23 protein-coding genes are annotated in these 24,419 nt (G+C 74.0%); 17 read left to right on the top strand and 6 right to left on the bottom strand.

Annotation, left to right across the window (positions count from 1 at the left end; genetic code table 11):
- Window positions 1–57: 57 nt before the first annotated feature.
- Entirely contained in the window at window positions 58–717 is a 660-nt protein-coding gene (locus tag ACIQV3_RS13645; RefSeq protein WP_403712568.1) for a hypothetical protein, read from the bottom strand.
- A gap of 260 nt (window positions 718–977) precedes the next feature.
- On the opposite strand from ACIQV3_RS13645, the gene ACIQV3_RS13650 reads away from it, so the two are divergent.
- From ACIQV3_RS13650 to ACIQV3_RS13670, 5 genes are all read left to right on the top strand, one after another.
- Window positions 978–2,381 carry a hypothetical protein gene (locus tag ACIQV3_RS13650; protein WP_403712569.1) on the top strand — a complete coding sequence of 468 codons (1,404 nt, stop codon included), beginning with the start codon at window positions 978–980 and terminating at the stop codon, window positions 2,379–2,381.
- Between the two features lie 433 nt (window positions 2,382–2,814).
- Window positions 2,815–3,594 (top strand): sulfurtransferase, encoded by a 780-nt coding sequence (locus ACIQV3_RS13655; RefSeq protein ID WP_403712618.1) that lies wholly within the window; start codon window positions 2,815–2,817, stop codon window positions 3,592–3,594.
- Window positions 3,595–3,716: 122 nt separating this feature from the next.
- Window positions 3,717–4,520 carry a DUF4097 family beta strand repeat-containing protein gene (locus ACIQV3_RS13660; RefSeq protein WP_403712570.1) on the top strand — a complete coding sequence of 268 codons (804 nt, stop codon included), beginning with the start codon at window positions 3,717–3,719 and terminating at the stop codon, window positions 4,518–4,520.
- A gap of 173 nt (window positions 4,521–4,693) precedes the next feature.
- Window positions 4,694–7,090: an endopeptidase La gene (gene lon / locus ACIQV3_RS13665; protein ID WP_403712571.1), complete on the top strand. Its 2,397-nt coding sequence runs from the start codon at window positions 4,694–4,696 to the stop codon at window positions 7,088–7,090.
- 76 nt (window positions 7,091–7,166) lie between these two features.
- Window positions 7,167–7,637, top strand: coding sequence for a MarR family winged helix-turn-helix transcriptional regulator (locus tag ACIQV3_RS13670; protein WP_403712572.1), 471 nt, complete (start codon window positions 7,167–7,169; stop codon window positions 7,635–7,637).
- A 110-nt stretch (window positions 7,638–7,747) separates the two neighbouring features.
- Here the strand turns inward: ACIQV3_RS13670 and ACIQV3_RS13675 are convergent, their stop codons facing one another.
- The gene (locus ACIQV3_RS13675; RefSeq protein WP_403712573.1) at window positions 7,748–8,521 is read right to left on the bottom strand and encodes a hypothetical protein; all 774 of its coding nucleotides are present in this window, start codon (window positions 8,519–8,521) and stop codon (window positions 7,748–7,750) included.
- 395 nt (window positions 8,522–8,916) lie between these two features.
- Here ACIQV3_RS13675 and ACIQV3_RS13680 point away from each other — a divergent pair, with 395 nt between their 5' ends.
- From ACIQV3_RS13680 to ACIQV3_RS13700, 5 genes are read left to right on the top strand one after another with little or no spacing between them, the layout of a single operon-like run.
- On the top strand, window positions 8,917–11,982 hold the full coding sequence (locus ACIQV3_RS13680; protein WP_403712574.1) for a nitrate- and nitrite sensing domain-containing protein: 3,066 nt from the start codon (window positions 8,917–8,919) through the stop codon (window positions 11,980–11,982).
- Window positions 11,979–12,473, top strand: a complete 495-nt coding sequence (locus ACIQV3_RS13685; protein WP_403712575.1) for a roadblock/LC7 domain-containing protein — start codon at window positions 11,979–11,981, stop codon at window positions 12,471–12,473. The genes ACIQV3_RS13680 and ACIQV3_RS13685 overlap by 4 nt, the downstream gene beginning before the upstream one ends.
- Window positions 12,470–12,859: a DUF742 domain-containing protein gene (locus ACIQV3_RS13690; RefSeq protein ID WP_403712576.1), complete on the top strand. Its 390-nt coding sequence runs from the start codon at window positions 12,470–12,472 to the stop codon at window positions 12,857–12,859. The genes ACIQV3_RS13685 and ACIQV3_RS13690 overlap by 4 nt, the downstream gene beginning before the upstream one ends.
- Window positions 12,840–13,493 carry a GTP-binding protein gene (locus tag ACIQV3_RS13695; protein ID WP_403712577.1) on the top strand — a complete coding sequence of 218 codons (654 nt, stop codon included), beginning with the start codon at window positions 12,840–12,842 and terminating at the stop codon, window positions 13,491–13,493. The genes ACIQV3_RS13690 and ACIQV3_RS13695 overlap by 20 nt, the downstream gene beginning before the upstream one ends.
- A gap of 11 nt (window positions 13,494–13,504) precedes the next feature.
- Window positions 13,505–14,779 carry a styrene monooxygenase/indole monooxygenase family protein gene (locus tag ACIQV3_RS13700; RefSeq protein WP_403712578.1) on the top strand — a complete coding sequence of 425 codons (1,275 nt, stop codon included), beginning with the start codon at window positions 13,505–13,507 and terminating at the stop codon, window positions 14,777–14,779.
- Here ACIQV3_RS13700 and ACIQV3_RS13705 read toward each other — a convergent pair.
- Window positions 14,716–15,999, bottom strand: a complete 1,284-nt coding sequence (locus ACIQV3_RS13705; RefSeq protein ID WP_403712579.1) for an NlpC/P60 family protein — start codon at window positions 15,997–15,999, stop codon at window positions 14,716–14,718. The two genes, ACIQV3_RS13700 and ACIQV3_RS13705, sit on opposite strands and share 64 nt — an antisense overlap.
- A 188-nt stretch (window positions 16,000–16,187) precedes the next feature.
- On the opposite strand from ACIQV3_RS13705, the gene ACIQV3_RS13710 reads away from it, so the two are divergent.
- The gene (locus ACIQV3_RS13710) at window positions 16,188–16,907 is read left to right on the top strand and encodes an RNA polymerase sigma factor (RefSeq protein ID WP_403712580.1); all 720 of its coding nucleotides are present in this window, start codon (window positions 16,188–16,190) and stop codon (window positions 16,905–16,907) included.
- The gene (locus ACIQV3_RS13715; RefSeq protein WP_403712581.1) at window positions 16,904–17,140 is read left to right on the top strand and encodes a hypothetical protein; all 237 of its coding nucleotides are present in this window, start codon (window positions 16,904–16,906) and stop codon (window positions 17,138–17,140) included. The genes ACIQV3_RS13710 and ACIQV3_RS13715 overlap by 4 nt, the downstream gene beginning before the upstream one ends.
- Before the next feature lie 49 nt (window positions 17,141–17,189).
- Here the strand turns inward: ACIQV3_RS13715 and ACIQV3_RS13720 are convergent, their stop codons facing one another.
- Together ACIQV3_RS13720 and ACIQV3_RS13725 are read right to left on the bottom strand one after the other, a co-directional pair.
- A complete protein-coding gene (locus tag ACIQV3_RS13720; RefSeq protein ID WP_403712582.1) occupies window positions 17,190–17,663 on the bottom strand; it encodes an SHOCT domain-containing protein in 474 nt (157 codons plus the stop codon).
- Window positions 17,663–18,052 (bottom strand): DUF6325 family protein, encoded by a 390-nt coding sequence (locus ACIQV3_RS13725; RefSeq protein WP_266881121.1) that lies wholly within the window; start codon window positions 18,050–18,052, stop codon window positions 17,663–17,665. The genes ACIQV3_RS13720 and ACIQV3_RS13725 overlap by 1 nt, the downstream gene beginning before the upstream one ends.
- A gap of 109 nt (window positions 18,053–18,161) precedes the next feature.
- On the opposite strand from ACIQV3_RS13725, the gene ACIQV3_RS13730 reads away from it, so the two are divergent.
- Window positions 18,162–19,532 (top strand): FtsW/RodA/SpoVE family cell cycle protein, encoded by a 1,371-nt coding sequence (locus ACIQV3_RS13730; RefSeq protein ID WP_403712583.1) that lies wholly within the window; start codon window positions 18,162–18,164, stop codon window positions 19,530–19,532.
- Entirely contained in the window at window positions 19,529–20,989 is a 1,461-nt protein-coding gene (locus ACIQV3_RS13735) for a penicillin-binding transpeptidase domain-containing protein (RefSeq protein ID WP_403712584.1), read from the top strand. Before ACIQV3_RS13730 ends, ACIQV3_RS13735 begins: the two co-directional genes overlap by 4 nt.
- Before the next feature lie 110 nt (window positions 20,990–21,099).
- On the opposite strand, the gene ACIQV3_RS13740 is transcribed toward ACIQV3_RS13735, so the two are convergent.
- Window positions 21,100–22,206, bottom strand: coding sequence for a ferritin-like domain-containing protein (locus ACIQV3_RS13740; protein WP_403712585.1), 1,107 nt, complete (start codon window positions 22,204–22,206; stop codon window positions 21,100–21,102).
- Window positions 22,207–22,397: 191 nt separating this feature from the next.
- Here ACIQV3_RS13740 and ACIQV3_RS13745 point away from each other — a divergent pair, with 191 nt between their 5' ends.
- Genes ACIQV3_RS13745 through ACIQV3_RS13755 form a run of 3 tightly spaced genes read left to right on the top strand, consistent with a single transcriptional unit; the run spans window position 22,398 to window position 24,409 of the window.
- Window positions 22,398–23,327: a diiron oxygenase gene (locus ACIQV3_RS13745; RefSeq protein ID WP_403712586.1), complete on the top strand. Its 930-nt coding sequence runs from the start codon at window positions 22,398–22,400 to the stop codon at window positions 23,325–23,327.
- A 53-nt stretch (window positions 23,328–23,380) separates the two neighbouring features.
- Window positions 23,381–24,097, top strand: coding sequence for a TetR/AcrR family transcriptional regulator (locus ACIQV3_RS13750; RefSeq protein WP_403712587.1), 717 nt, complete (start codon window positions 23,381–23,383; stop codon window positions 24,095–24,097).
- 27 nt (window positions 24,098–24,124) lie between these two features.
- Entirely contained in the window at window positions 24,125–24,409 is a 285-nt protein-coding gene (locus ACIQV3_RS13755) for a hypothetical protein (RefSeq protein WP_403712588.1), read from the top strand.
- Window positions 24,410–24,419 lie beyond the last annotated feature (10 nt).

The following is a 24,419-nucleotide window of genomic DNA, read 5'->3' on the forward strand; positions in this document are numbered from 1 at the left end:
CGGCGGGCTCGTTCGGCCCGGCGTGTTTGACGGGCCCCGCGTGCTTGACGGGATTGCTCAGCGCGGCTCGAAGGGCGGCAGGGCGCTCAGGACCGCGTTCAGGGGCCGCGGCAGCGTGGTCTGGTCGGCGGCGACCTCGTAGCCGCCGTGCCGGAAGGCGTACGTGAACGAGTCGAAGACAGGTTGGGCGGGCATCGAGATCCGCGGCAGCCGGGGGAAGTCCGCTTGCCGGAGCGCGGTGCGCAGTTTCGTGAGGGCGGCCGCGGAGAGCTTGTCGCGGCCGACCGTCTCGGCCTTGCCGTTCAGCCGCTGGAACGATCCGTCACCCTTGATGATCAAGGTGCTGGTCTTTCCGGTGATGCCCCCGCTGCGGGTGACCGCGAGCAGGGTCTCGCCGGCGCCGGGCGGCGAGGCGCTGGGCGCGGGGGCGGGAGCGGAGGTGCTGGGCGCGGGCTGTGGGGCGGGGCCGGTGGTACCGGCGCCCTGGCTCTGGCCGGCGCTCTGACCGGGGGACGGGGTCCCCGGAGTCTCCGTCGCCGTCCCGGAGGGGGCGCTCGTGGCGGCGCCGGTACCGCCGCCCGTGCCGGTGCCCGCGTCCGTGCTCGCGTTCGTATCGGGCTTCGGCTTCGGTGAGGCCCCGTCCTCCGGCCCGCCGAAGGAGCATCCGCCCAGGGCCGCCACCACGGCCAGCGCCACGGCCGCCGTCGCCAAGCCCACTCGTCCACCACGTGCTCGCACGCCCCACCCCCGCAGGTATCCGGCTCGAACCCCGAGTATGGAGTCAGCACCACCCGCACGGATAGCACCCGGAGGCCGACATCCGCCGCTTCGCCCCCTGGCGCTGGCTGCCGCCCCTCACCGCCTTCGCGCTCGGCCTCTGGGGCCTCTCGCGGGGCGGCTCCCTGTGGCGCGACGAGTCCGTCACGTGGCAGGTCGCGCACCGCCCGCTCGGGGAACTCTGGGAACTGCTGGGCCAGGTGGACGCCGTCCACGGCCTCTACTACCTGCTGATGCACGCGGTGTTCGCGGTGACGGGCACCGCCGCCTCCGACCCCGGCCTCTGGGCCCTGCGCCTCCCCTCGGTGGCCGCCACGGCCCTCGCCGCGTCCGGCGTGGCCGCGGTGGCCCACCACCTGGCGGGTCCGCCGCGCGGCGGGAACGGGGGCGGCGTCCGTCCGCCTGCCCCGCCCGCCCCGCCTGCCCCGCCCGTCGGACCCAGCCGCCCCGACGGTCCCGCCCGTTCCGGCACCCCCGCCCGTTCCGGCACCCCCGCCCGCCCCGACCACACCGACGGCCCCGGCCTGCCCCGGCCGGCCGGCCCGGGGCGGCGTACCGGCCTCGCCGAGCGGGTCGCGGTGTCGGCCGGGGTCGCGTACGCCCTGCTGCCGCCCGTGCAGATGTACGCCCAGGAGGGGCGCTCGTACGCGTTCGTCGCCGCGGCCGTCGTCTGGGCCACGTACCTGATGCTGCGCGAGCGCTGGGCCGCCTACGCGGTGGTGCTGGTGCTGGGGTGCTGGCTGCACGAGTTCGCCGTACTGGCGCTGCCCGCGCACGCGTTCGCCGCCCGGCGCTCGCGCGGCTGGCGGCTCGCCGCCGGGGCGGTGGTGGCCGCGCTGGTGCCGCTCGCCCTGGTCAGCGCGCGGCAGGCGCAGACGCAGCTGGGCTGGCTCGGGCGGCCGACCTGGCAGGACTGGGCGGCGTACGGGGTCCTCGCGGCCGCCTCGCTGCTCCTGGCCCGGGGGGCCGCGCGGGACCTCGTACGGGTCGCCCTGCCGCTGGCGTTGCTGCCGCCCGGGCTGCTGCTCGCGGTCTCGCTGGTGCACCCCTGGTACGTGGACCGGTACGTCCTCTACGCCCTCGCCGGCCTCGCCCTGCTCGTGGGGGCGCGGCTCGCCACGGCGCGGGGGTGGTGGGTGTGGCCGCTGGTCGGGGTGCTGCTCGTCCCCGTGGGGTTCTGGTCCGCATGGCTGCGTACCCCCGAGAGCCGCAAGGACGACGCGCGGGCCGCGGCGGCGGCCGTCGGAGCACTCGCCCGCCCGGGCGACGAGGTGCTCTTCCTCCCCTCGCGGCGGCGCGAATGGCTGCTGTCCTCGCCGGAGGTGTACGGATCCCTGCGCGACCTCGGCCTGTCCCGCACCCCGGCGGCCTCGCGGAGCCTCCAGGGCGTGGAGCGGACCCCGGAGGAGATCCGGGCGGCCCTGCTGGACCCGGCCGTCGACCGGGTGGTCGCCCTGCTGGACCCGGCGGGGCAGCCGCTGGACGGCTACCCGGCGGAGGCGGTGAAACGCCAGACGCTGGTCTCCCACTTCGACCTGTGCTCCGTGACGGAGGTGCGCGGCGCCCGCGTGGCCCTCTTCGCGAGGCCGGGCGACTGCCCGTAGCTCCCGGCGGGCGGGCGGGCGGGTGGGCCGGCGGGTCGGCGGGTCCACCGTCCACGGGTCCGCGTGCCGTCGGCGGGCACCAGCACATCGAGCTCTACCCAGGTCACGACCACCTTGCCGCCGGTTCACTGGCCATGGTGCTGGACAGCCCGCACGGGGGATGCCGGCCCGCTGAACGACCCGGGGCGCGGAGGCCGCCCGCCGGGGCAACCTGCGCCCGGGGCGGGGGGTGTTCGCGGGGCGCGGGGACGCGGGGGAGAGGATGGCCGATGGGGCGCCGACCGTGCCGGGCCCCGTCGGATCCTGTCGGAGGTGCCTCATGGAAGCAGCCCACGCCCACTCCCACGCCCATTCCCACGCGAACCCCGCTTCCCGCGGCCTCGTGCCGCCCGGCCCGCTCGTCGGTGGGGGCTGGCTCGCGGAGCGGCTCGGGATGCCCGGCCTCGTCGTCTTCGACGCCTCCGTCGGGGCGCACCGCGACACGGACCGGCGGATTCCGGGGGCCCGCCCCTTCGACCTCGACGGCGCGCTGTCCGACCACACCGCCGCCGCCCCGCACACCATGCCCGGACCCGCCGCCTTCGCCGAGGCGATGCGCGCCCTCGGCGTCGACGACAGCAGCACGGTCGTCGCGTACGACGGCGCCGGGATCTACTCCAGCGCCCGCGCCTGGTGGATGCTGCGCGCCATGGGCTTCGACCGGGCGGCCGTCCTCGACGGCGGGCTGCCCGCGTGGCTCGCCGCAGGGCGGCCGGTGGAGCAGCACCGACCGGCTTACGCGGGCCCGCGCGGCTCCTTCACGGCCCGGCCTCGCGCCGGGCTGCTGGTGGACGCCGCCACCGTCTCGGCGGCCCTGGCCGACCCGGCCGCCGCGGTGCTCGACGCCCGGACCCGCGAGCGCTTCGCCGGCGCCGCCCCCGAACCCCGCCCGGGCCTGCGCGGCGGCCACATGCCGGGCGCGGTCAGCCTCCCCTTCGGCGAACTCCAGCGCCCCGACGGCCTGATGCGCCCCGCCGCCGAACTCCGTACGGCCTTCGGGGCGGCGGCGGGCGAGAGGGAGCGGCTGTACTTCAGCTGCGGATCGGGCGTCACCGCCTGCGTGCTCGCCCTCGGCGCGGAACTCGCCGGGTACGGGGAACTCGCCGTGTACGACGGCTCCTGGAGCGAATGGGGCGTACCGTCCCCGGACAGGCCGGTCGTGGAAGGGAGTTGAGCCGCCCCGGCCGGATTCCGGCGGTCGGCCCCGGGAGTCCGTGAGGCCGGGGGTTAACCCCACCCCGGAGCCGGGGACGTGCACCATGCCCCCGCGGTCGCCGCACGGGCACGATCGACACCATGACCACGAAGACGCACCCCCGCGGCACCACGGCCAAGGCCACGGCCACTTCCAAGGCCACCGCCACCTACACCGCCGCGGCCCTCGCCGCCGGGCTCCTGCTCACGGGCTGCTCCTTCGGCTCGCTCGTCGCGCGCGGAGGCCACGAGAAGACGGCGAGCGCCGATGCCACGGTCGTGGAGGCCGTCACGGCGGTCGACGTCTCGGACGCGGGCAGCGGATCCATCGAGGTGGTCGCCGGATCCGGCCCGGGCGTCACCGTCCGCCGCACCGTCCACTACCGCGGCGACACCGTGCCCCAGCCCGCCCAGCGGATCTCCGGCGGCGTCCTGACCCTCACCAACGGCGAGTGCTCCGGCCGCTGTTCCGTCGACTACCGGCTGGAGGTGCCGGCCTCCGCGACGGTCCGCGCCGGGAGCTCCAGCGGCAGCGTCACGGTGGCGGGCGTGGCCGCCGCCGACGTCACGACCTCCTCCGGCCCGGTCCGGGCCGAGCGGATCGCCGGCCCGCTGAAGGTCCGTACCTCCTCGGGCTCGATCGCCGCCGAGGAGCTCGCCGGGCCGGGCGCGGACGCCCGTTCCGAGTCCGGCGACGTCCGCCTGGCCTTCGCGAAGGCGCCGGCCTCGGTCGCCGTGCGGACCGGCTCCGGCGACGCCAAGGTGAAGGTTCCCGCGGCCCCGTACGCCCTCGACGTCTCCACCACCTCCGGCGAGCGCGAGATCACCGTCCCCGCGGACCCGTCCGCGACCGCCAGGCTCGCCGTACTGACCTCTTCGGGCGACATCGTCGTCTCGGCGGCCTGAGCCGCGCCGGGACGCGAAGGACGCGAAGGGCAAGGGCGCCGCTCCTCCGCACGCGCGTCAGCCGGGGGACCCGATGAAGGCTGTTCGCCCCGGGCGAACGGGGGTTGGGGAACATTGGGGGGCGCGCGTGCATTGAGTCGGCATAGCTCAACTTCACTGCCGGAGGGAACATCATGGCTTCGACGTCCGTAACGCTCACTCTGCCCGTGCTGCCGCTCGACGACGAGGTCGTGCTGCCCGGGATGGTCGTTCCGCTGGACCTGTCCGACGCAGAGGTGCGCGGTGCCGTCGAGGCCGCTCAGGCCGCCGCCGGGGAGGGCAAGCCGAAGGTGCTGCTCGTCCCCCGGGTCGACGGGAAGTACGCCGGCACCGGGGTGCTCGGGACGGTGGAGCAGGTGGGGCGGCTCTCCGACGGGGACCCCGGGGCGCTGATCCGGGGCCGCGGCCGGGTCCGCATCGGGGCCGGGACGACCGGTCCCGGGGCCGCGCTCTGGGTCGAGGGCGAGACGGTGGACGAGGTCGTCCCCGATCCGCTGCCCGGGGCCGTCGCCGAGCTCGTCAAGGAGTACAAGGCGCTCGCCACGAGCTGGCTCAAGAAGCGCGGGGCCTGGCAGGTCGTGGACCGGGTGCAGCAGATCGAGGGGGTCGGGGCGCTCGCGGACAACTCCGGGTACTCCCCGTTCCTGACCGTCGAGCAGAAGGTGGAACTGCTGGAGACGGCCGACCCCGTCGCCCGGCTGAAGCTCGCGGTCAAGGACCTCAGCGACCACCTCGCCGAGCAGGACGTCGCCGAGTCCATCGCCAAGGACGTCCAGGACGGCGTCGACAAGGTCCAGCGCGAGTTCCTGCTCAAGCGGCAACTCGACGCCGTGCGCAAGGAACTGCGCGAGCTCAGCGGGGAGAAGGAGGGCGAGGAGTCCGACGACTACCGGGCCCGCGTCGAGGCCGCCGACCTGCCCGAGACGGTACGGGAGGCCGCCCTCAAGGAAGTCGACAAGCTGGAGCGCTCCAGCGACCAGTCCCCGGAGGGTTCCTGGATCCGCACCTGGCTGGACACCGTGCTCGAACTGCCCTGGAACGAGCGGACCGAGGACGAGTACGACATCCGGGGCGCCCGCGCCGTACTGGACGCGGAGCACGCCGGGCTGAGCGACGTGAAGGACCGGATCACCGAGTACCTGGCGGTGCGCAAGCGCCGCTCCGAGCGCGGGATGGGCGTCGTCGGCGGGCGCAGGGGCGGGGCCGTGCTGGCGCTCGTAGGCCCTCCAGGCGTCGGTAAGACCTCCCTCGGGGAGTCCGTGGCCCACGCCATGGGGCGCAAGTTCGTCCGCGTGGCCCTGGGCGGGGTCCGCGACGAGGCCGAGATCCGCGGGCACCGGCGTACGTACGTGGGCGCGCTGCCCGGCCGGATCGTACGGGCGATCAAGGAAGCCGGGTCCATGAACCCGGTCGTCCTGCTCGACGAGATCGACAAGGTCGGCTCCGACTTCCGGGGCGACCCGGCCGCGGCGCTGCTCGAAGTCCTCGACCCGGCCCAGAACCACACCTTCCGGGACCACTACCTGGAGGTGGAGCTGGACCTGAGCGACGTGGTGTTCCTCGCCACCGCGAACGTGCTGGAGTCCATCCCCGAGGCCCTCGCCGACCGCATGGAACTGGTCCGCCTCGACGGCTACACCGAGGACGAGAAGGTCGTCATCGCCCGCGACCACCTGCTGCCCCGGCAGCTGGAGCGCGCCGGCCTGGCCGCGGAGGAAGTGGTCCTGGAGGAGGACGCGCTGCGCAAGCTCGCGGGGGAGTACACCCGGGAGGCGGGCGTGCGCACCCTGGAGCGCTCCCTCGCCCGGCTGCTGCGCAAGGTGGCCTCCCAGCACGAGCTGGGGGAGCGGGAGCTGCCCCTGCGGATCGGCGCCGACGACCTGCGGGCGCTCATCGGGCGGCCGCACCACGTACCGGAGTCCGCGCAGGACCCGGCCGAGCGGCGCACCGCGGTACCGGGCGTGGCCACCGGCCTCGCCGTGACCGGGGCGGGCGGCGACGTCCTGTTCGTCGAGGCCTCACTGGCCGATCCCGAGACGGGCGCGGCCGGGCTCACGCTCACGGGCCAGCTCGGAGACGTGATGAAGGAGTCGGCGCAGATCGCGCTGAGCTTCCTGCGCTCCCACGGCGCCGAGCTGGAACTGCCGGTCGCCGACCTGAAGGACCGGGGCGTGCACATCCACTTCCCGGCGGGCGCGGTGCCCAAGGACGGCCCGAGCGCGGGCATCACGATGACGACGGCGCTGGCCTCGCTGCTGTCGGGCCGGCAGGTCCGCACGGACGTGGCCATGACCGGGGAGGTCTCGCTGACCGGGCGGGTCCTGCCGATCGGCGGGGTCAAGCAGAAGCTGCTGGCCGCGCACCGGGCCGGGCTGACCACCGTCATCATCCCGAAGCGGAACGAGGCCGACCTGGACGACGTTCCCGCCGAGGTGCTCGCAGGGCTGTCGGTGCATCCGGTGACGGACGTACGCCAGGTCCTGGAGCTGGCCCTGGCCGCGGACGGGGTCCCGGTGGTCGCGGCGGCCTGATCCGGGCGGGCCGGGGGCCCGGGGTTCCCGCTCCGGCGGGGCCCCGGGCCCCCGGCGCACCCGCTGCGAAATACTGATGGCCCACCCACCAGCGAAGGAGCGGGCCGTGCACGGGACCGAAGACCAGGAGTTCCTTGCCCTGGAGCGGGAGCTGTCCGTCTTCCTCCGACGGGCCCGCGCCTCCTCCGGGGAGATGGCGCGCGAGCTGCACCCGGAGCTGGAACCGGCCGCGTACGGGCTCCTCGTACGGCTGGAAGCCGCCGGACGGCAGCGGGCGACCGAGCTCGCCGCGTACTTCGGGGTCGGCAAGGCCACGATGAGCCGGCAGCTGCGGGCCCTGGAGGTGCTGGGCCTGCTGGCCCGCGAGCCGGATCCGGCGGACGGGCGGGCCTTCCTGGTCGGGCTCACGGAGGAGGGCCGGGAGCGCTTCCTGCGCGTCCGGGGCGCCCGGCGCGAGCAGTACATGCGCAAGCTCGCGGACTGGGACCGCGGCGAAGTGGCGGAACTGGCGCGGCTGCTGAACCAGTTGAACGCGGGCGCGGAGTAGCACCCGGGGGCCCGGGGCACACCCCCCTGGGGCTCGCCTCCATGGCTCCCCCTAAGCCTCTACGGCTCCGCGTAAGCCCCTACGGCTCCGAGTGAGCCCCCTATCTGTATCTATAGCTCCGCGTAAGCCGCCGACGCGTCGTCGTGGCGCTTTTCGCGGCGGTGCGCCCGGCCCGGGTCCGACTCCAGCGTGCGGACCCGGTCGATCAGGGACTGCGCGCCTTCCTTGCGCAGCACCGCCAGGCATTCGGTCCAGTCGCCCTCCCCGAAGGTGTCCGTCCACCGGCTGGCCCCGTCGGTGAGCAGCGCCACCGCCCGGACCTCCGCGCGCGGCGTCCGCCCGGTCACCGCCCGGGCCGCCACCTCCGGGTCCGCGGCGGCGGTGAAGAAGCCGCCCTCCGCGTTGCGCAGCAGGTCGGCGGAGGCCTCCGTACGCAGCCGCTCGCGCGGGATGCGGTCCAGCCGGTCGTCGAGGACCGCGCGCACCTCGCCCCCGGGCGCCTGGAGGAGGAGTACGGAATCCGAGAGCACCAGGTGTTCGACGCAGGACGCGTCCCAGCGGACCACGACCACCGTCGCCTGCGGCGTCCGGACGTGAGAAAGGTCACAGGTGTCGCGATGGGTGTCCGCGGTGACGCGGATGGCCTCCGCCAGGACGCGATCGAGGGACATGTCCCGGCGCGATCCGGACAGTTCGGTCAATCGGCCACCCAGCCGGGCCGCGAACCACGGCACCCCGTGCGCGCATCCGACCTCCCCCGGCGGCGGGGTGACCCCGTCGAGGGCGACCAGAACGCCGCCGCCCGAGGCGGGGATCGCGGCCGACAGCCAGTCCTCGTTGGGGCGTTCCGGATGGCCGGGGGCGGAGGAGAGATCGATGCGCATGGGGACATTCTGCCCGCGCGGGGCTCCGTAGGGGCGGGCAGGGCCGGGGCAGGTACGGACCAGGGCGGTGGGAGCCGGGGGAGAGGGGACTGCCGGGTTCCGCGGGGCGCCCCTCGGCGATGTGGGCGGGCATCCTGCCAAAAGCCGCATCGATCTTTCAACCACCCGTCCACGGCGGGGCTCTGACAGCCGATCGCCGAGTTGGTCGCCAACTCCTCCGTACTGTTCACTCCTTCGTGTGGCCGGGCGGGCGATGTGCGGCCCTCATCCCAACTCACTGCGAGGGTCTGAGGCGGTACGGCGGTGGACGCGAGCAAGCAGCGCGTACCGCGTGACACGTACGGGCATCAGGCAACGAGCACGAGCAGCACACGTAAACAGGATTGCGAGCACCGGTGCAGAAGAAGCGGCCTCGGAAGAACGGCACCGTCGCGAACGGCACCGCACCCGACGGCACCGCACCCGACCGACGAGCCCCCGGCGGCCCGGTCGTCGCGGCCGCTCCCACCGGGCGCCGCGTCCGCGTGCGCAGCAGGCTGGTCATCGGGGTCGCCGTGGCCGGGCTCGCCGTGCTCGTGGCGGGAGCGCCCGCCGTCCTGTCCGCCTCCGCGGACCTGAAGGACTCCCAGCAGCTGGTCACCCTCGCCGACCGGAGCCGGCAGACCCTCACCCTCGCCCACCTGCTCGGGGACGAGCGCGACGCCGTCACCGCGTACGTGGCCAAGGGCCGCCCCGGCGGCCCCCGGGGCAAGCAGGCCGCCGTGGTCCAGGAACGCGCCGCGGGCACCGACCGCCAGCTCGCCGAGATCGCCACCGACGCCGACGAGGAACTCTCCGAGGCCCTCGACCGGATCGCAGCCGTCCGCAACGAGGCCATCGAGGGCAGGGACAGCGCCCTCACCGCACACCAGGCCTACGCCGGGGTCATCGCCGAACTCCTCGCACCGGGCGAGCGGCTCACCGAGCTGACCCCGCCGCGCGCCACCGACGCCCTCGTCACCACCCGCCCGCTGGCCGCCCTCGGCCAGGCCGTGGAGCAGGCCTCCGCCACCCGCGGCCTGCTGCTCGCCGCACTGTCCGTGCCGGGCGGCGACCGGCAGCCGGGCTCCGCCTTCGTGGACGAACTCACCGCCGCCGCCCAGCGGGCGCGCGTACGGGAGCAGGGCGCGCTCGAGGACTTCGCGCGGGCCGCGCGTCCCGACGTACGCCAGAGCCTCACCGCCACCGTCACCGGACCCGAGGTCAAGACGGCCGACGACTACCTCGAGCGGCTCACCGACCGGCCGACCCTTTCCGCCGCCGACCGCAAGCTCGATCCCGGCGCCGTCGGACCGGCCCTCACCGCCCGCGTCGACCGGATGCGCTCGGTCGAGGCCACCCTCGCCGGCCAGCGCGCCACCGCGCTCGCCGCGCTGCGCGACGACGACGTGACCGCGCTGGAGGTCATGGTCGCCTTCCTCGGTGTGCTCTTCCTCGTCACCCTCGGCATCTCCACCGCCATCGCGCGCTCCCTCACCCGCCCGCTGTCGGTCCTGCGGCGCGGCGCGGCCCGGCTGGCCACGCCGGAGGGCTCGGTGCAACCGGTCCGGTTCACGGGCCGCAACGACGAGTTCGCCGAAGTGGTGCGCCACCTCAACGCGGTACGCGACCAGACGGTCTCCCTGCACACCCGGATCGCCGGACTCGACGCCGACCGGCGCCGCCTGATCGGCCGCAACGAGGCGCTCTCGGGCGGCCGGGAGGCGCTGGAGGAGGAGCTCGCGCAGCTGCGGGCGGGGCTGGAAGAGCACCGCCGCATCATGTCGACGACGTCCGTGTCCCTGTCCCTGCGGACCCTGGGGCTCGTCGAGCGCCAACTCGCCGTCATCGAGGAGCTGGAGTCCGAGGAGCCGGACCCGGACCGCCTCTCCACCCTCTTCAAGCTCGACCACCTGGCGACCGTGATGCGCCGCCACAACGAGAACCTGCTCGTCCTCGCCGGCCAGGAGCACGGACACGGCCAGGGCCTGCCGGTGCCGCTGGTCGACGTCATGCGGGCGGCGGTCAGCGAGATCGAGCGCTACGAGCGCGTCGACCTCGGCGTGCTGCCCTCGTACACGCAGGTCGCCGGGCACGCCGCCGACGACATCTCGCACGTACTGGCGGAGCTGCTGGAGAACGCGACGACCTTCTCCCCGCCGGACGCCAAGGTCAAGGTCTCCGGCTGGCTGCTGGAATCCGGCGACGTGGTCCTCTCCGTCGTCGACGAGGGCATCGGGATCACCGGTGACCGGCTGACGACGCTGAACGAGCGGCTGTCCACCCCCGAGGCGTACGACGAGGAGCCCGAGTCCGAACACGGCCTGGGCCTCGGCCTCTACGTGGCGGGCCGGCTCGCGGCCCGGCACGGGGTGAGCGCGGAGCTGCGCGTCCAGCGGCACGGCGGCACGGAGGCCCTGGTCGTCGTACCGGCGGCGCTGCTGCCCGCCACCCCGCCGGCGTCCCCGATCCACAGCCTGGGCGCACCGGGCGCACCCGCGCTGCACCTGCCCGGGGTGATCGCGGAGGCCAACGAGAACACCCTGCCCTCGCGCCTACGGGGCCCTGCCGCACCCGCGCCCGAAAGCCCGGCGGAGCCGGCGGCCGCGGAGGCCCCGGCCCGGCCGGAGCCCGCCTTCGAGGCGGAGGCTGCCCCGGACGCGGTCGCGGACACAGCCCCGGTCGCGGATGCGGATGCGGTCGCGGATGCGGTCGCGGATGCGGTCGCGGAGCCGGAGGCCCCGGCTGCGGCACCGGCCGTTGACCCGGCACCGGCCGTTGACCCGGCACCGGCCGTGGACCAGGCCCCCGCCGCGTTCCCCGAGCCGGAGCCCGCGCACGGCGCAGCGAACGACACCGCGCACGGCGCAGCGAACGACACCGCGCACGGCGCAGCGAACGACACCGCGCGGGCCGCCGCCGCGGAGCCGCCCGCCCGGGTGGCCCCGGCGCCCGCTCCGGCGGCGTTCGTGCCTCCGGCCGGGCAGCTGCCGCCCACGGAGCAGGTGTTCCGGGTCCCGGCGCCGGTCGAGGTGCCGGCCGAGCAGGTGTTCCGGGTTCCGGCGGCCGCCGAGGCGCCCGGGGACGTACCCGCCGAGCAGGTGTTCCGCGTACCGCCGCAGGCCGAGGCGCCGACCGGGCAGCCGCTCGGGGACCAGGCCGCCGCCCCGCGGGGGAGCGAGCCGCAGGAGGTCCTCACCGACAAGGGGCTGCCCAAGCGGAGCCCCCGCACGGTGACCGCCGGGCGCGGGGAGGACGTGCGTCCGGCGCCGGGCCGGGTGGACGCCGACGAGCTGCGCCGCCGTCTCGGCGGGTTCTACCGGGGCGCCCAGGACGGGCGCCGCGTCGTGGAGGCCGAGCTCGCGCAGGACCCGCCGCAGGACCCGCCGCGGGATCAGGGGCAGACCGACCGGGGGGACACCGCACAGGAGGCACGCACATGAACGCGTCCAGTACGTACGGACTGAGCTCCCAGGCCCGCAACCTTCAGTGGCTGCTGACAGACCTGGTCGAGGAGGTGCCCGGGGTCAACTCGGTGGCCGTCGTGTCCTCGGACGGGCTCCTCCTGCTGTCCTCCGATCCGGTGGCACCCGACACACCGGCTCCGGTCTCCGCCGCACCCGCCCGCCCCGCGGGCCCCCGCGGCGCGTCCGCCGATCTCGCGACCATCGTCTCCGGCCTCGGCTCGCTCACCACGGGCGCCGCCGCCCTGATGGACGGCGGCTCGGTCAAGCAGACGATGGTGGCCATGGAGCACGGTTCGGTGTTCGTCATGGCCATCAGCGACGGCTCGCTCCTCGGCGTGCACGCCACGCCGGACTGCGACATGAGCGTCGTCGCGTACCACATGGCCTTGTTCGTGGGCCGCGCCGGCCACGTCCTGACCCCCGAAGTCCGCAGTGAGCTGCGCCAGTCGATGGAGAACACCCCGTGAGGAGTCCGGCCTCCGACCGGCTGCCGATACGCGGCGCCGACCGCCGTCCCGCCCGTGTACGCCCCTACTCCCTGACGGGCGGCCGTACCCGCTTCACGCAGGTCCTGCACGTCGAGACCTTCGTCGCGGCCCTGGACACCAAGGTGTCCGAGCCGCGCAAGGCCGACCGGATGCCGGAGCTGCCGGCGATCGTCGAGGTCTGCCGTCGCATGCGGACGATCGCCGAGATCGCCGCCCTGCTGAAGCTGCCGCTCGGCGTGGTTCGCGTCCTGGTCAGCGACCTCGCCGACCAGGGCAGGATCCGTGTCTACGGGACCGGGCACGGCAGTGGCCGTCCCGACCGCGCTCTGCTCGAAAGGGTGCTCAGTGGGCTCCGCCGTCTCTGAAACCGGCCTCTTCTCCGCCAACCCGGCCGCGGATCGGGACACCGATCCGGACGAGCCCGTACAGCCCTGGCAGTACGACCGCTCGCGGGCGCCCGTCGCCGTGAAGGTGCTGGTGGCGGGTGGTTTCGGGGTGGGCAAGACCACGTTCGTCGGTTCCGTCTCCGAGATCCGGCCGCTGCGGACCGAGGCCGTGATGACCGAGGCGGCCGCACCGACGGACGACCTGTCCGCCACCCCGGACAAGCACACCACCACCGTCGCCATGGACTTCGGGCGCGTCACGCTCGACGACGACCTCGTCCTGTACGTGTACGGGACCCCCGGCCAGGAGCGCTTCTGGTTCATGTGGGACGACCTGGTGCGCGGCGCCGTCGGCGGGATCGTCCTCGCCGACACGCGGCGGCTGCGCGACTGCTTCCCGGCGCTCGACTACTTCGAGAGCTGCGGGCTGCCGTACGCCGTGGCCGTCAACCACTTCGAGGGCACGCCTTCGTACGAACCGGAGGACGTGCGGGAGGCGCTGACCATACCGGCGCGCGTACCCGTCGTGATCATGGACGCGCGGCGCCGGGTGACGGTCCTGGAATCCCTGATGACCCTCGTGGGCCACGCCCTCGACTCGACCCCCGAATAGAGAACGTGCAGATGCGCAAGATACTCGTCGTCGGCGCCGGCCAGTCCGGTCTCCAGCTCGCCCTCGGACTCCAGGCGAAGGGGTACGAGGTCACCCTCATGTCCAACCGGACGGCGGACGAGATCCGCACCGGGCGGGTCATGTCCACGCAATGCATGTTCGACACGGCGCTCCAGCACGAGCGCGACCTCCAGCTGAACTTCTGGGAGCAGCAGGCGCCGAAGATCGGGGGCCTGGGCGTCTCGGTCGCCGCCCCCGACGGCAGCCGCCCCGTCGACTGGCTCGGCAAGCTGAAGGGCTTCGCCCAGTCCGTCGACCAGCGCGTGAAGATGGCCGGCTGGCTCGACACCTTCGCGCAGCGCGGCGGACAGCTGGTCATCCACGGCGCGTCCGTCTCCGACCTGGACTTCTTCTCCCGTACGTACGACCTGGTGCTCGTCGCGGCCGGCAAGGGCGAGCTGGTCTCGCTGTTCGCCCGCGACGCGGCCCGCTCCCCGTACGACGCCCCGCAGCGCGCGCTCGCGGTGTCGTACGTGCACGGGCTGGCCCCGCGCCCCGAGCACCCGGAGACGGACGCCGTGCGCTGCAACCTGGTCCCGGGGGTCGGCGAGCTGTTCGTGATCCCGACGCTGACCACCTCCGGGCGGGCCGACATCCTGTTCTGGGAGGGGATCCCGGGCGGACCGGTGGATGCCTTCGGCGGCGTGAAGGACCCGGCGGACCACCTCGCGCTGACGCTGGAACTGATGGAGAAGTTCACGCCCTGGGAGTACGCGCGGGCGACGAAGGTGGAGCTGACGGACGCGGGCGCCACCCTCGCCGGGCGCTACGCCCCCGTGGTCCGGGGCCCCGTCGGCCGGCTGCCGGGCGGCGGGCTGGTCCTGGGCGTCGCGGACGTGGTCGTCGCCAACGACCCGATCACCGGGCAGGGTTCGAACTCCGCCGCCAAGTGCGCGGCCTCGTACCTTTCGTCGATCCTCATGCACGGGGACAACCCGTTCGACGAGGCGTGGATGAAGGCCACCTTCGACAAGTACTGGTTCACCAGCGGCAAGCCCACCACCCAGTGGACGAACGCCATGCTCGGCGTCCCGCCGGAGCACGTCCTGAACCTGATCGGCGCGGCCGGGCAGCTCCAGCCGGTGGCGGACCGATTCGCCAACGGCTTCGACAACCCGGCCGACTTCGACGCGTACTTCTACGACCCCGAGGACGCGGCGGACTACCTCGCGGAGGTCTCGGGCTCCGACTCGGGCTCCGTCTCCGGAGCCGTCTCGCCCGAGTAGCCCGTGTCGTCCCCCGCCGCCGAGGTCCCGCCCGCTTCGGGCAGCGGCGGCGGGGTGAAGGCGCGCAGCGGCGCCCCGTCGGGGTCCGGCCGCACCGCGCCGAGCAGCGGATTCGCCGCGATCGGCGAGACCTTCACCTTCGCGCCCGGGCGCGGTGCCTGGATGACCTTGCCGTCGCCGACGTACAGGGCCACGTGGGTGGCGGTCGGGAAGTACACCACCAGGTCGCCGGGGCGCAGTTCGTCGAGCGGCACCCTGGGCAGCCGGGCCCACTGTTCCTGACTGGTCCGGGGGATCTCGCGGCCCGCGTGCGCCCAGGCCTGCGAGGTCAGCCCGGAACAGTCGAAGGAGGCCGGGCCCTCGGCGCCCCAGACGTACGGCTTCCCGATCTGGGCGGCCGCGTACGTGAGGGCCGTGCCGCCGGCCGCGGTGGGGGTGCGGAGCTGGGGCCCGGCGCTGCCCAGCTTCCCCGAACCGATCAGCTCCCGCTGGGCGGTGGCGGTCTCCTCGGCCTCGCGGGTGCCCAGCTCGGCGAGCTGGGCGGGGCTGAGCGAGGCCAGCATCCGCTCGACCTCCTTGAGCTGCGCGGCGGCCTCCTCCTTGCGCTTCTTGGTCTCGGCGGCCAGCTTCTGCTTCGAGTCCAGGGCCTTGCGGGCGGCGGTGGCGAGGAGGTCGGCCCGCTTCTCGCCCCGGGTCAGCCGCTCCAGCGCGGCGGCCCGCCGGGCCCCCTCGCGCTCCGCGACCCGGCGCTGCTCCAGGGCCCCTTGGGGGTTCCGGGCGAACAGCATCCGGGCGTACGGGGAGAATCCGCGGGCCCCCTTGTACTGCTCGCGCGCCAGCCGGCCCGTGATGGCGTGGGCGTCGGTGACGGCGGTACGGGCCTTGCCGAGCTCGGCGCTGAGCCGGCTCTCCTCGCGCTGCCGGGAGGTGAGGGCGGTCTCGGCGGCGTTGTAGGCCTCGGTGGCCTGCTCGGCGCGCTGGTAGAGGCCTTGGAGACGGGTGAGGAGGACCCCGACGGGCTCCGCGGGTGCGGTCGGGGCGTCCGGGGCCGTCGGTGCGTCCGGTGCGTCCGGTACCGCGGGCGTCTGCGGTACCGCCGGGGTCTGCGGTGTCACGGGGGCGGTGGGCTCGGCGTGGGTGACGGGGAGCGGGCCGGCCGTGACGAGGGCTGCGGCGAGGCACGCGGCGCGAAGCAGCCGACGTCTGCGTCGTCGTGACATGGGGTCACCTCCTGGCGGCCGATGCTGCCATGCGCGGTATGACAAATCGCCCACCCGGGGCGGCCGTGCCGCGCCGCTCACCCGGTCGGCGTACGTCCGCCGGCCGCACCCGATGAAACGCTTGACGCGGCTTTCGCCAAGTACGGGGTGAGGGGCCGACGGGGCCCCGCGAACCAGGGGAGGACCGGGTGAACAGCGCATACGAGAACGGCGCGGGGGCGGGCGCCGCGCAGGCGGGCGAGGCGCGGGCGAGCGGTCCGCGAGCGGGCGGCGGGCGGGCGGCGAGCAGGGGGAAGGGCGCCGGGTGGGCGGGGGCTGGGCCGCCGGATCGCCGGCCACCGGATCCCGGACCGCCGGATCTCCGGACACCTGAGGGATTCGGCGCGTTCTACGAGGAGCACATCGACGCCGTGCTCGGGTTCGTCACCCGGCGGGTCGCCGACCCGCACCTGGCGGCGGACCTCACGGCCGACATCTTCCTCGCCGCTTTGAAGGACGTGGGGGGCTACCGGCCCGACAGGGGAGTGCCGATCGCGTGGCTCTACGGCATCGCGCGCAACGTCCTGGCGAGCCACGCCCGTGACGGTGCCCGCGAGCGCGGTGCGATGCAACGGCTCAGCGGCCGAAGGCTGCTCGACGACCAGGACGTGGCGGCCCTGGAGGAACGGATAGACGCACAGCGGGCCTTCCGTGACCTGGCCGGGCGGCATGCCGCCCTGTCGGAGCCGCTGCGGGCCGCGCTCGACCTGGTCGTGATCGACGGCCTCACCCCGGCCGAGGCCGCCCAGGCCCTCGGTGTCACCCAGGCCACCATCAGGGTGCGGCTGCACCGCGCCCGGCGCGCGCTGCGGACCCCGGCCGATCCCGCCGCTTCCGCCGCGGCGCAGCACTTGGAGGCAGCACGATGAGCACCAGGCCCACCGCGTTCGAGGAGCGTCTGAAAACGGAGCTCGTGGCGATAGTCGCCGACCGGGCGGAGTCCGGGGGCGGGGTGGACCTCCTCGCCGGCCGGCCTGCCCGGCGACCGCGAATACCGATGGCCGCCGGGACGGCGGCGCGGGTGATGAAGGTGGTGAGGGCGGGGGCGGGTCTGATCGCGCCGCGGAAGCCGGAGGCGCTGAAGGGCCTTCCCCAGGAGTAGGCGGCCGGATGCCCCCTCGCGGACCGGGCCGAGGGGGTGACCGGACCGGTCAGCCGGCCAGGAGGCGGGCCTTGGCCGCCGAGAACTCCTCCGGGGTGAGCAGGCCTTCGCGGGCCAGCGCGGCCAGCTGGGTCAGGCGGTCCGTCAGATCGGCCCCGGGAGGGGCCGGTACGGGAACCCCCTGGCCGGTGCGGGGAGCCGGGCGGGCGGCCGCGGGCTCCGGGCGGTCGGAGGGGGCCGCCGGGGGCGAGGAAGCCGGGCCGGGGTGTGTGCTCGGGGCCGGGGCCGGGGCCGGGGTTGCGCCGGAGGCCGGGGCCGGGGCCGTGCCCGGTACCGGGTCCGGAGCCGTGCCCGGTGCCGCAGTCGGGGCCCTGCCGTCCCCGGGCTGTGGGGCTGCGGCCGCCGCCGGTTGCTGGGCGGCGTCCCACACGTAGGCTCCGCGCGCCAGGATTCCGCGCAGCAGGGGGTGGCCCGTGGGGCGCCGGGAGGGGTTCACCACGGAACCGATGGGGCGGATGAACATCAGGCCACCCCCAGCCGGTCGGCCGGGAGGCGGACCGCTCCGGCGATCCGGCCGCCCGCCGCGCGGACGGCGATGGCGGCGTCCTCGGCCCAGACGTGTTCGACGACCAGGAGGAGGGCGCAGCTGCCGCGGTCCATCAGTTCAGCCGATTCCCTGACGTCCTCGGGGCCGATCAGCGGGGCCGCTTCCCGGTGGGCGAGCAGGCCCCGGAGTTCGACGAACTCGTCGAACTCCGCCGACAGCACCTCGCCGCCGGCGGTCTTGGTGGCCACCAGCCCGTCGATCAGCCGCACGACCCCGGCCTTGCGCAGCCCCATCACCGCCTCGACCGCCGCTACCCGCAGCTGTTCTTCCGGAAAGGCCAGGACGATGAACTCCGCAGGTCCCATGGGAGGAGACTCCTGATCCGCTACTTCATTTCCGACCAGTTCTGACGACTCTTCGGCACACTATGACATAAGCGGACATACGGGCCACCTCCTTGCTACGTTTCCCCGTATGACCGCTCTGACGGCGAAGGTGACGGAACCCGCCCCGCCACCGCCCCCCGACGCCCGTGCGCCCAAGCGTCGTGGAGTCGAGCTGTCGCTGCTCTTCGGCGCCGTCCTGATCGCCGTGCTCGGCCACCTCTACGTGGGGCTGGCCACCACCGGCCGGATCCCCGCACCCGCCGCCCACTACGCCGCCGGCCTCGCCGTGGCCGCGCTCGTCGCCCACCTCGCCGTCCGGCTGTACGCCCCGTACGCCGATCCGCTACTGCTCCCGATCGCCGTCCTGCTCAACGGCCTCGGGCTCGTCCTGATCCAGCGCCTCGACGCCGCCACCCCCGGCAATGCCACCGCCGGTGAGCAACTGCGCTGGTCCGCCCTCGGGGTGGTGCTCTTCGTACTGGCCGTCGCGCTGCTGCGCGACCACCGGGTGCTGCAGAGGTACGCCTACCTGTCCGTCGCCCTCGCGCTGGTGCTCATGCTGGTGCCCGTCTTCTTCCCGGCCGTGAACGGCGCGCACATCTGGATCCGGTTCGCCGGGCTCTCCTTCCAGCCGGGGGAGTTCGCCAAGATCCTGCTCGCCGTCTTCTTCGCCTCCTACCTCGCGGCGAACCGCACCGCCCTGGCCCTCACCGGGCGCACCCTCTTCTGGAAGCTGAGGCTGCTGCCCGGCCGGGTGCTCGGCCCGATCCTGGCCATCTGGCTGCTCTCGGTCGGCGTGCTCGTCCTGGAGCGCGACCTGGGGACCTCGCTGCTCTTCTTCGGCCTCTTCGTGATCATGCTGTTCACGGCCACCGGCCGGATCGGCTGGATCGCCATCGGGCTGCTGCTCGCGGCCGTGGGCGCGTACGCCGTCGGGACGTTCGAGCCGCACGTGCACAGTCGTGTGGACGACTGGCTGAATCCTTTCGCCTCCATCGAGCGCGGCGAGGGCCCCGGTCAGCTCGCCCAGTCCCTCTTCGCCTTCGGCGCCGGTGGGCTGCTCGGCGCCGGGCTCGGCCACGGCCAGTCCTTCCTCATCGGATTCGCCGCCAAATCGGACTTCATCCTCGCCACCGCCGGGGAGGAGCTCGGCCTCGTCGGCCTCACCGCGATCCTGCTCCTTTACGGGCTCCTCGTCGCCCGCGGCTTCCGCACCGGGCTGGCGCTGCGCGACCCCTTCGGGCGGCTCCTCGCCACCGGACTCGCCTCGATCATCGCGCTCCAGGTGTTCGTCATCGCCGGCGGAGTCACCGGTCTGATCCCCCTGACCGGCATGGCCATGCCCTTCCTCGCCCAGGGCGGTTCCTCCGTGGTCACCAACTGGATCATCGTCGCCCTCCTCGTCCGGCTCAGCGACAGCGCCCGCAGACCCGGACCGGCCGAGGAGGCCGACGCGTGATCCGCTACATCCGCTGGTGCGCGTACTTCTGCGCCCTGCTGCTCGTCGCCCTGCTGGTCAACGTCGGTCGCGTGCAGGTCTGGGAGGCCGCGGGCTACGGCGCCAACCCGGCCAACAAGCGCCCCGCCATCGCGCGGTACGCCGAACCGCGCGGGGACATCACCGTCGACGGCCGTCCCGTCACCGGCTCCCGGGACAGCCGCCAGACCCTGCGCTACGAGCGCACGTACAAGAACGGCCCGCTGTACGCGCCCGTGACCGGCTTCGCCTCCCAGACCTACGGGACCAGCTTCCTGGAACGCGCCGAGGACCCGGTCCTCTCCGGCACCGACCCCGGGCTGTCGGCCTTCCCGCTCTGGTACGAGCTCTCGCGCGGCCGCCCCGGCGGCGGCAACGCCGCCACCACCATCCGGGCGAACATGCAGCTGGCCGCGCACGCCGGGCTCGCGGGCAAGCGGGGCGCGGTCGCCGCCGTGGAGCCGTCCACGGGCAGGATCCTCGCGCTGGTCAGCAGCCCCTCCTACGACCCGGCGGTGCTCTCCGGCACCGGGCCGCGGGTCAAGGAGGCCTGGGAGAAGCTCAACGCGGACCCCGCCAAGCCGATGCTCAACCGCGCGCTGCGCGAGACGTACCCGCCCGGCTCCACCTTCAAGATCGTGACGGCCGCCGCCGCCCTCGACGCCGGCGTGGTCAAGGACGTGGACGCGCCGACCGAGACCCCGGACCCGTACCCGCTGCCCGGCACCAGCACCCTGCTGCCGAACGCGGGCACGGGCTGCGCCGACGCCTCGATGGCGGACGCGATCCAGTGGTCGTGCAACACGGTGATGGCGAAGATCGGCGTACGGATCGGGCTGCGCGGGATGACCGAGGCGGCCCGGCGGTTCGGGTTCAACGACGCCGGGCTGCGGGTGCCCGCGTGGGTGTCCCGGTCGAACTTCGACACCGACATGAGCCCCGACCAGCTGGCCCTGTCCTCGATCGGGCAGTTCAACACCAAGGCCACCCCGCTGCAGATGGCGATGGTGGCGGCGGCGGTCGCCAACGGCGGGGAGCTCAAGGCCCCCTATCTGGTGGACCGTACGACCCAGGACGACGGCGACCCGGTCCGCCGGGCCGACCAGCGCAGTCTCGGCCGGGCCATGACCCCGGCGACCGCGCTGCGGATGCAGGAGCTGATGGTGAAGGTGGTGGAGAACGGCACGGGCCGCAACGCGGCGATCCCCGGCGCCGTGGTCGGCGGCAAGACCGGCACCGCCCAGCACGGAGTCGGCAACGCGGGGACCCCGTACGCCTGGTTCATCTCCTGGGCCGGGCCCGAGGGCGGCCGGCCGCCGGCCGTCGCGGTCGCGGTGGTCGTCGAGGACGCGTCGGCCGTCCGCGGGGACATCAGCGGCAACGGCGCCGCCGCACCGATCGCCCGTGCGGTGATGGAGGCGGCACTGTCCGCCCGGTGACCCGTACGCGTCCACCGCCCGCGGCCCTCCCCGTCCCCGGCCCTCCCTGGCCCTCCCCGTCCCCGCCCGCGGCCCTCCCCGGCCCTACACGCCCTCACCCGCCCTCAGCCCTACCCGCCCGCGCCCTCCGTGATGGTCTCCGCGACCTCCGCCACCCGCTGCTCCTCCTCGGCGGCGAACCGCTCCCGGTCGAGGGCCTCGGCGATCTCCTCGTCCTGGCTCATCAGCAGGTCCAGGTTGGAGTTGCCCATCTCGAAGACGCCCATGTCCAGGTACACCTTCTGCAGCCGCTCGCCCCACAGCCCGATGTCCTTCACGCACGGCACGATCCGGCTGAACAGCAGCTTGCGGAAGAGCGCCAGGAACTCGGAGCGCTCGCTGAACTCCTCCGCCTCCACGCGCGAGATGCCGAAGTTCTCCAGCACCTCCACCCCGCGCAGCCGGTCCCGCATCAGGTAGCAGCCCTCGATCACGAACTCCTCGCGCTCGCGCAGCTCGGCGTCCGAGAGTTGCTTGTAGTAGTCGCGCAGGGCCATCCGCCCGAACGCCACGTGCCGTGCCTCGTCCTGCATCACGTAGGCCAGGATCTGCTTGGGCAGCGGCTTGTTCGTGGTGTCGCGGATCATCCCGAAGGCGGCCAGCGCCAGCCCCTCGATGAGCACCTGCATGCCCAGGTACGGCATGTCCCAGCGGGAGTCGCGCAGGGTGTCGCCGAGCAGCCCCTGCAGGCTGTCGTTGATCGGGTAGAGCATCCCGATCTTCTCGTGCAGGAAGCGCCCGAAGATCTCCGCGTGCCGGGCCTCGTCCATGGTCTGCGTGGCGGAGTAGAACTTCGCGTCCAGGTCCGGCACCGACTCGACGATGCGCGCCGCGCACACCATCGCGCCCTGCTCGCCGTGCAGGAACTGGCTGAAGTTCCATGCGCTGTAGTGCCGGCGCAGCTCGCCCCGGTCCCGCTCGGTGAGCTTGGCCCAGTGCCGGGTGCCGTGCAGCGGAAGCGCCTCGTCGGGGGTGCCCAGGGGGTCGTACGGGTCCACCTCGATGTCCCAGTCGATGCGCTTGGCGCCGTCCCACTGCTTGTCCTTGCCCTTCTGGTACAGGGCCAGCAGCCGCTCGCGGCCGCCGTCGTACTCCCAGCTGAAACGGGCGTTGCCGGATGCGGGGACCGGCCAGACGGTCTCGCCCGGATCGTTGGTGTAGAGCTCGTGCGTCGACACTGACGCCCCCTCGTCTCACGTAACCGCGCATGGCGTAGCCGCGTACTTCCTTACGGGACCGGACAGTTGGCAGCGTCACACGTTGGTAGACGCGCGGTCAACAAGTCGTGTGCGGGGGATTGACGGCCTTGCTGACAAGCAGTCTCATAAGAGGTGACCGCCGGTAACTCGACGACGAGGTGTCCGAAGCCATGACCACCGTGACCGAACGAGCCGAGCTCCGCGACGCCCTCGGCCTGCTCAAGGACCGCGAGCAGATCGCCGAGCGGCTGCTCGAATCCTCGGCGAAGCACTCCTTCGACCCCGACAAGGAACTCGACTGGGACGCTCCGCCCATCGACGGCAAGTACTACTGGCCGCCCGAGCTGCTCTCCCTCTTCGACACCCCGCTCTGGAAGAAGATGGGCGAGGAGCAGCGCATCGAACTCTCCCGCCACGAGGCGGCGGCCCTCGGCTCGCTCGGCATCTGGTTCGAGATCATCCTCATGCAGCTCCTGGTCCGGCACGTCTACGACAAGCCCCTGACCAGCAACCACGTCCGGTACGCGCTCACCGAGATAGCCGACGAGTGCCGCCACTCGATGATGTTCGCCCGCATGATCAAGACGGGCGGCGCCCCCGAGTACCCGGTCTCCCGCGCCAACCACAACCTGGCCCGCGTCCTGAAGACCGTCTCCACCACCCCCGGCTCCTTCGCCTGCACCCTCCTCGGCGAGGAGGTCCTCGACTGGATGCAGCGCCTGACCTTCCCGGACGAGCGCGTGCAGCCCCTCGTGCGCGGAGTCACCCGCATCCACGTCATCGAGGAGGCGCGCCACGTGCGCTACGCCCGCGAGGAGTTGCGCCGCCAGATGCTCACCGCTCCGCGCTGGGAGCAGGAACTGACCCGTGTGAGCTGCGGCCAGGCCGCCCGCGTCTTCTCGCAGGCCTTCGTGAACCCCCAGGTCTACGACAACATCGGCCTCGACCGGCGCGAGGCACTCGCCCAGGTCAAGGCCAGCGGCCACCGCCGGGAGGTCATGCAGACCGGGGCCAAGCGGCTCACCGATTTCCTGGACGACATCGGTGTGCTGCGCGGAGCCGGCCGCAGGCTCTGGAAGAGCTCGGGCCTCCTGGCCTGAACCCGCCCGAACACCCCCACCCCAGGGCCGCGGGGTGGGGCTACCCTGCGGACATGACAGCCGTACGGGCGTACCGCAGGATGAGCGTCGAGGAGCGCCGGGCCCAGCTCCTCGACGCGGCCCTGACGTTGTTCGCACACCGGGCGCCGGAGGAGGTCTCGCTCGACGACGTGGCCGAAGCCGCCGGCGTCTCGCGCCCCCTGGTCTACCGCTACTTCCCCGGCGGGAAGCAGCAGCTCTACGAGGCCGCCCTCGGCTCGGCCGCCGACGTCCTGCGGCTCTGCTTCGCCGAACCCCAGGCCGGCCCCCTGACCCAGCGGCTCTCCCGGGCCCTGGACCGGTACCTCGCCTTCGTCGACGAACACGACGCCGGCTTCTCTGCCCTCCTCCAGGGCGGCAGCGTGGTCGAAACCTCCCGCACCACCGCCACCGTCGACGGCATCCGCCGGGCCGCCGCCGAGGCGATCCTCTTCCACCTCGGCGTGCCGGCCCCCGGACCGCGCCTGCGCATGATGGTGCGCACCTGGATCACGGCGGTCGAGGCCGCCTCGCTGATCTGGATCGACGAGGGCAAGCAGCCGGGGACCGACTCGCTCCGGGACTGGCTGGTGGACCAGTTCATCGCCCTCCTCACGGCCACGGCCGCCACCGACCCGGAGACGGCCGCGGCGGCCCGCGCCGCCCTCGCGCTCGAATCGGCGGACGGTCCGGTGGGGATCCTGGCCCGCCGGGTGATCCCCGTGGTCTCCGAGGCGGCCCACCTGCTGTGATTTTCGAGAAGCTGTGAGACTGGAGGGGTGAGAAGCCAACCCACCCCCTTCGAGGGCGGCCCGATGGACGGCCGGACCCTGCCGATCCTGCTCGGCCCGACCGGCCACCCGTCCAAGTGGTACGAGATCCCCGTCCCGGCCCCGGACGGCGGCGCCCCCACGGTGCTGCTCTACGAGCGGGTCCCGGCGGGGTACTCCAAGCGCCTGGGCCTCCAGCGGGGCTGGAAGTACGTCTACGCCCCGGGCGGCCAGAAGCCGAAGCTCCGCTGGCCCTGGACGAAGCCGAGCCCGCCGGCGGCGCCGGGGGAGTGACGGCGGCCGG

The sequence above is a fragment of the Streptomyces sp. NPDC099050 genome, from assembly GCF_044759865.1.
Lineage (GTDB): Bacteria > Actinomycetota > Actinomycetes > Streptomycetales > Streptomycetaceae > Streptomyces.

Bases quoted from the DNA above. Each gene is read 5' to 3' on its own strand.
- ACIQV3_RS13730 (WP_403712583.1), top strand. From the start codon at position 18,162: ATGACCGCTCTGACGGCGAAGGTGACGGAACCCGCCCCGCCACCGCCC.
- ACIQV3_RS13750 (WP_403712587.1), top strand. From the start codon at position 23,381: ATGACAGCCGTACGGGCGTACCGCAGGATGAGCGTCGAGGAGCGCCGG.
- ACIQV3_RS13705 (WP_403712579.1), bottom strand. From the start codon at position 15,999: ATGTCACGACGACGCAGACGTCGGCTGCTTCGCGCCGCGTGCCTCGCC.
- ACIQV3_RS13660 (WP_403712570.1), top strand. From the start codon at position 3,717: ATGACCACGAAGACGCACCCCCGCGGCACCACGGCCAAGGCCACGGCC.
- ACIQV3_RS13685 (WP_403712575.1), top strand. From the start codon at position 11,979: ATGAACGCGTCCAGTACGTACGGACTGAGCTCCCAGGCCCGCAACCTT.
- lon (WP_403712571.1), top strand. From the start codon at position 4,694: ATGGCTTCGACGTCCGTAACGCTCACTCTGCCCGTGCTGCCGCTCGAC.
- ACIQV3_RS13715 (WP_403712581.1), top strand. From the start codon at position 16,904: ATGAGCACCAGGCCCACCGCGTTCGAGGAGCGTCTGAAAACGGAGCTC.
- ACIQV3_RS13700 (WP_403712578.1), top strand. From the start codon at position 13,505: ATGCGCAAGATACTCGTCGTCGGCGCCGGCCAGTCCGGTCTCCAGCTC.
- ACIQV3_RS13655 (WP_403712618.1), top strand. From the start codon at position 2,815: ATGCCCGGCCTCGTCGTCTTCGACGCCTCCGTCGGGGCGCACCGCGAC.
- ACIQV3_RS13745 (WP_403712586.1), top strand. From the start codon at position 22,398: ATGACCACCGTGACCGAACGAGCCGAGCTCCGCGACGCCCTCGGCCTG.
- ACIQV3_RS13725 (WP_266881121.1), bottom strand. From the start codon at position 18,052: ATGGGACCTGCGGAGTTCATCGTCCTGGCCTTTCCGGAAGAACAGCTG.
- ACIQV3_RS13675 (WP_403712573.1), bottom strand. From the start codon at position 8,521: ATGCGCATCGATCTCTCCTCCGCCCCCGGCCATCCGGAACGCCCCAAC.
- ACIQV3_RS13670 (WP_403712572.1), top strand. From the start codon at position 7,167: ATGGCCCACCCACCAGCGAAGGAGCGGGCCGTGCACGGGACCGAAGAC.
- ACIQV3_RS13720 (WP_403712582.1), bottom strand. From the start codon at position 17,663: ATGTTCATCCGCCCCATCGGTTCCGTGGTGAACCCCTCCCGGCGCCCC.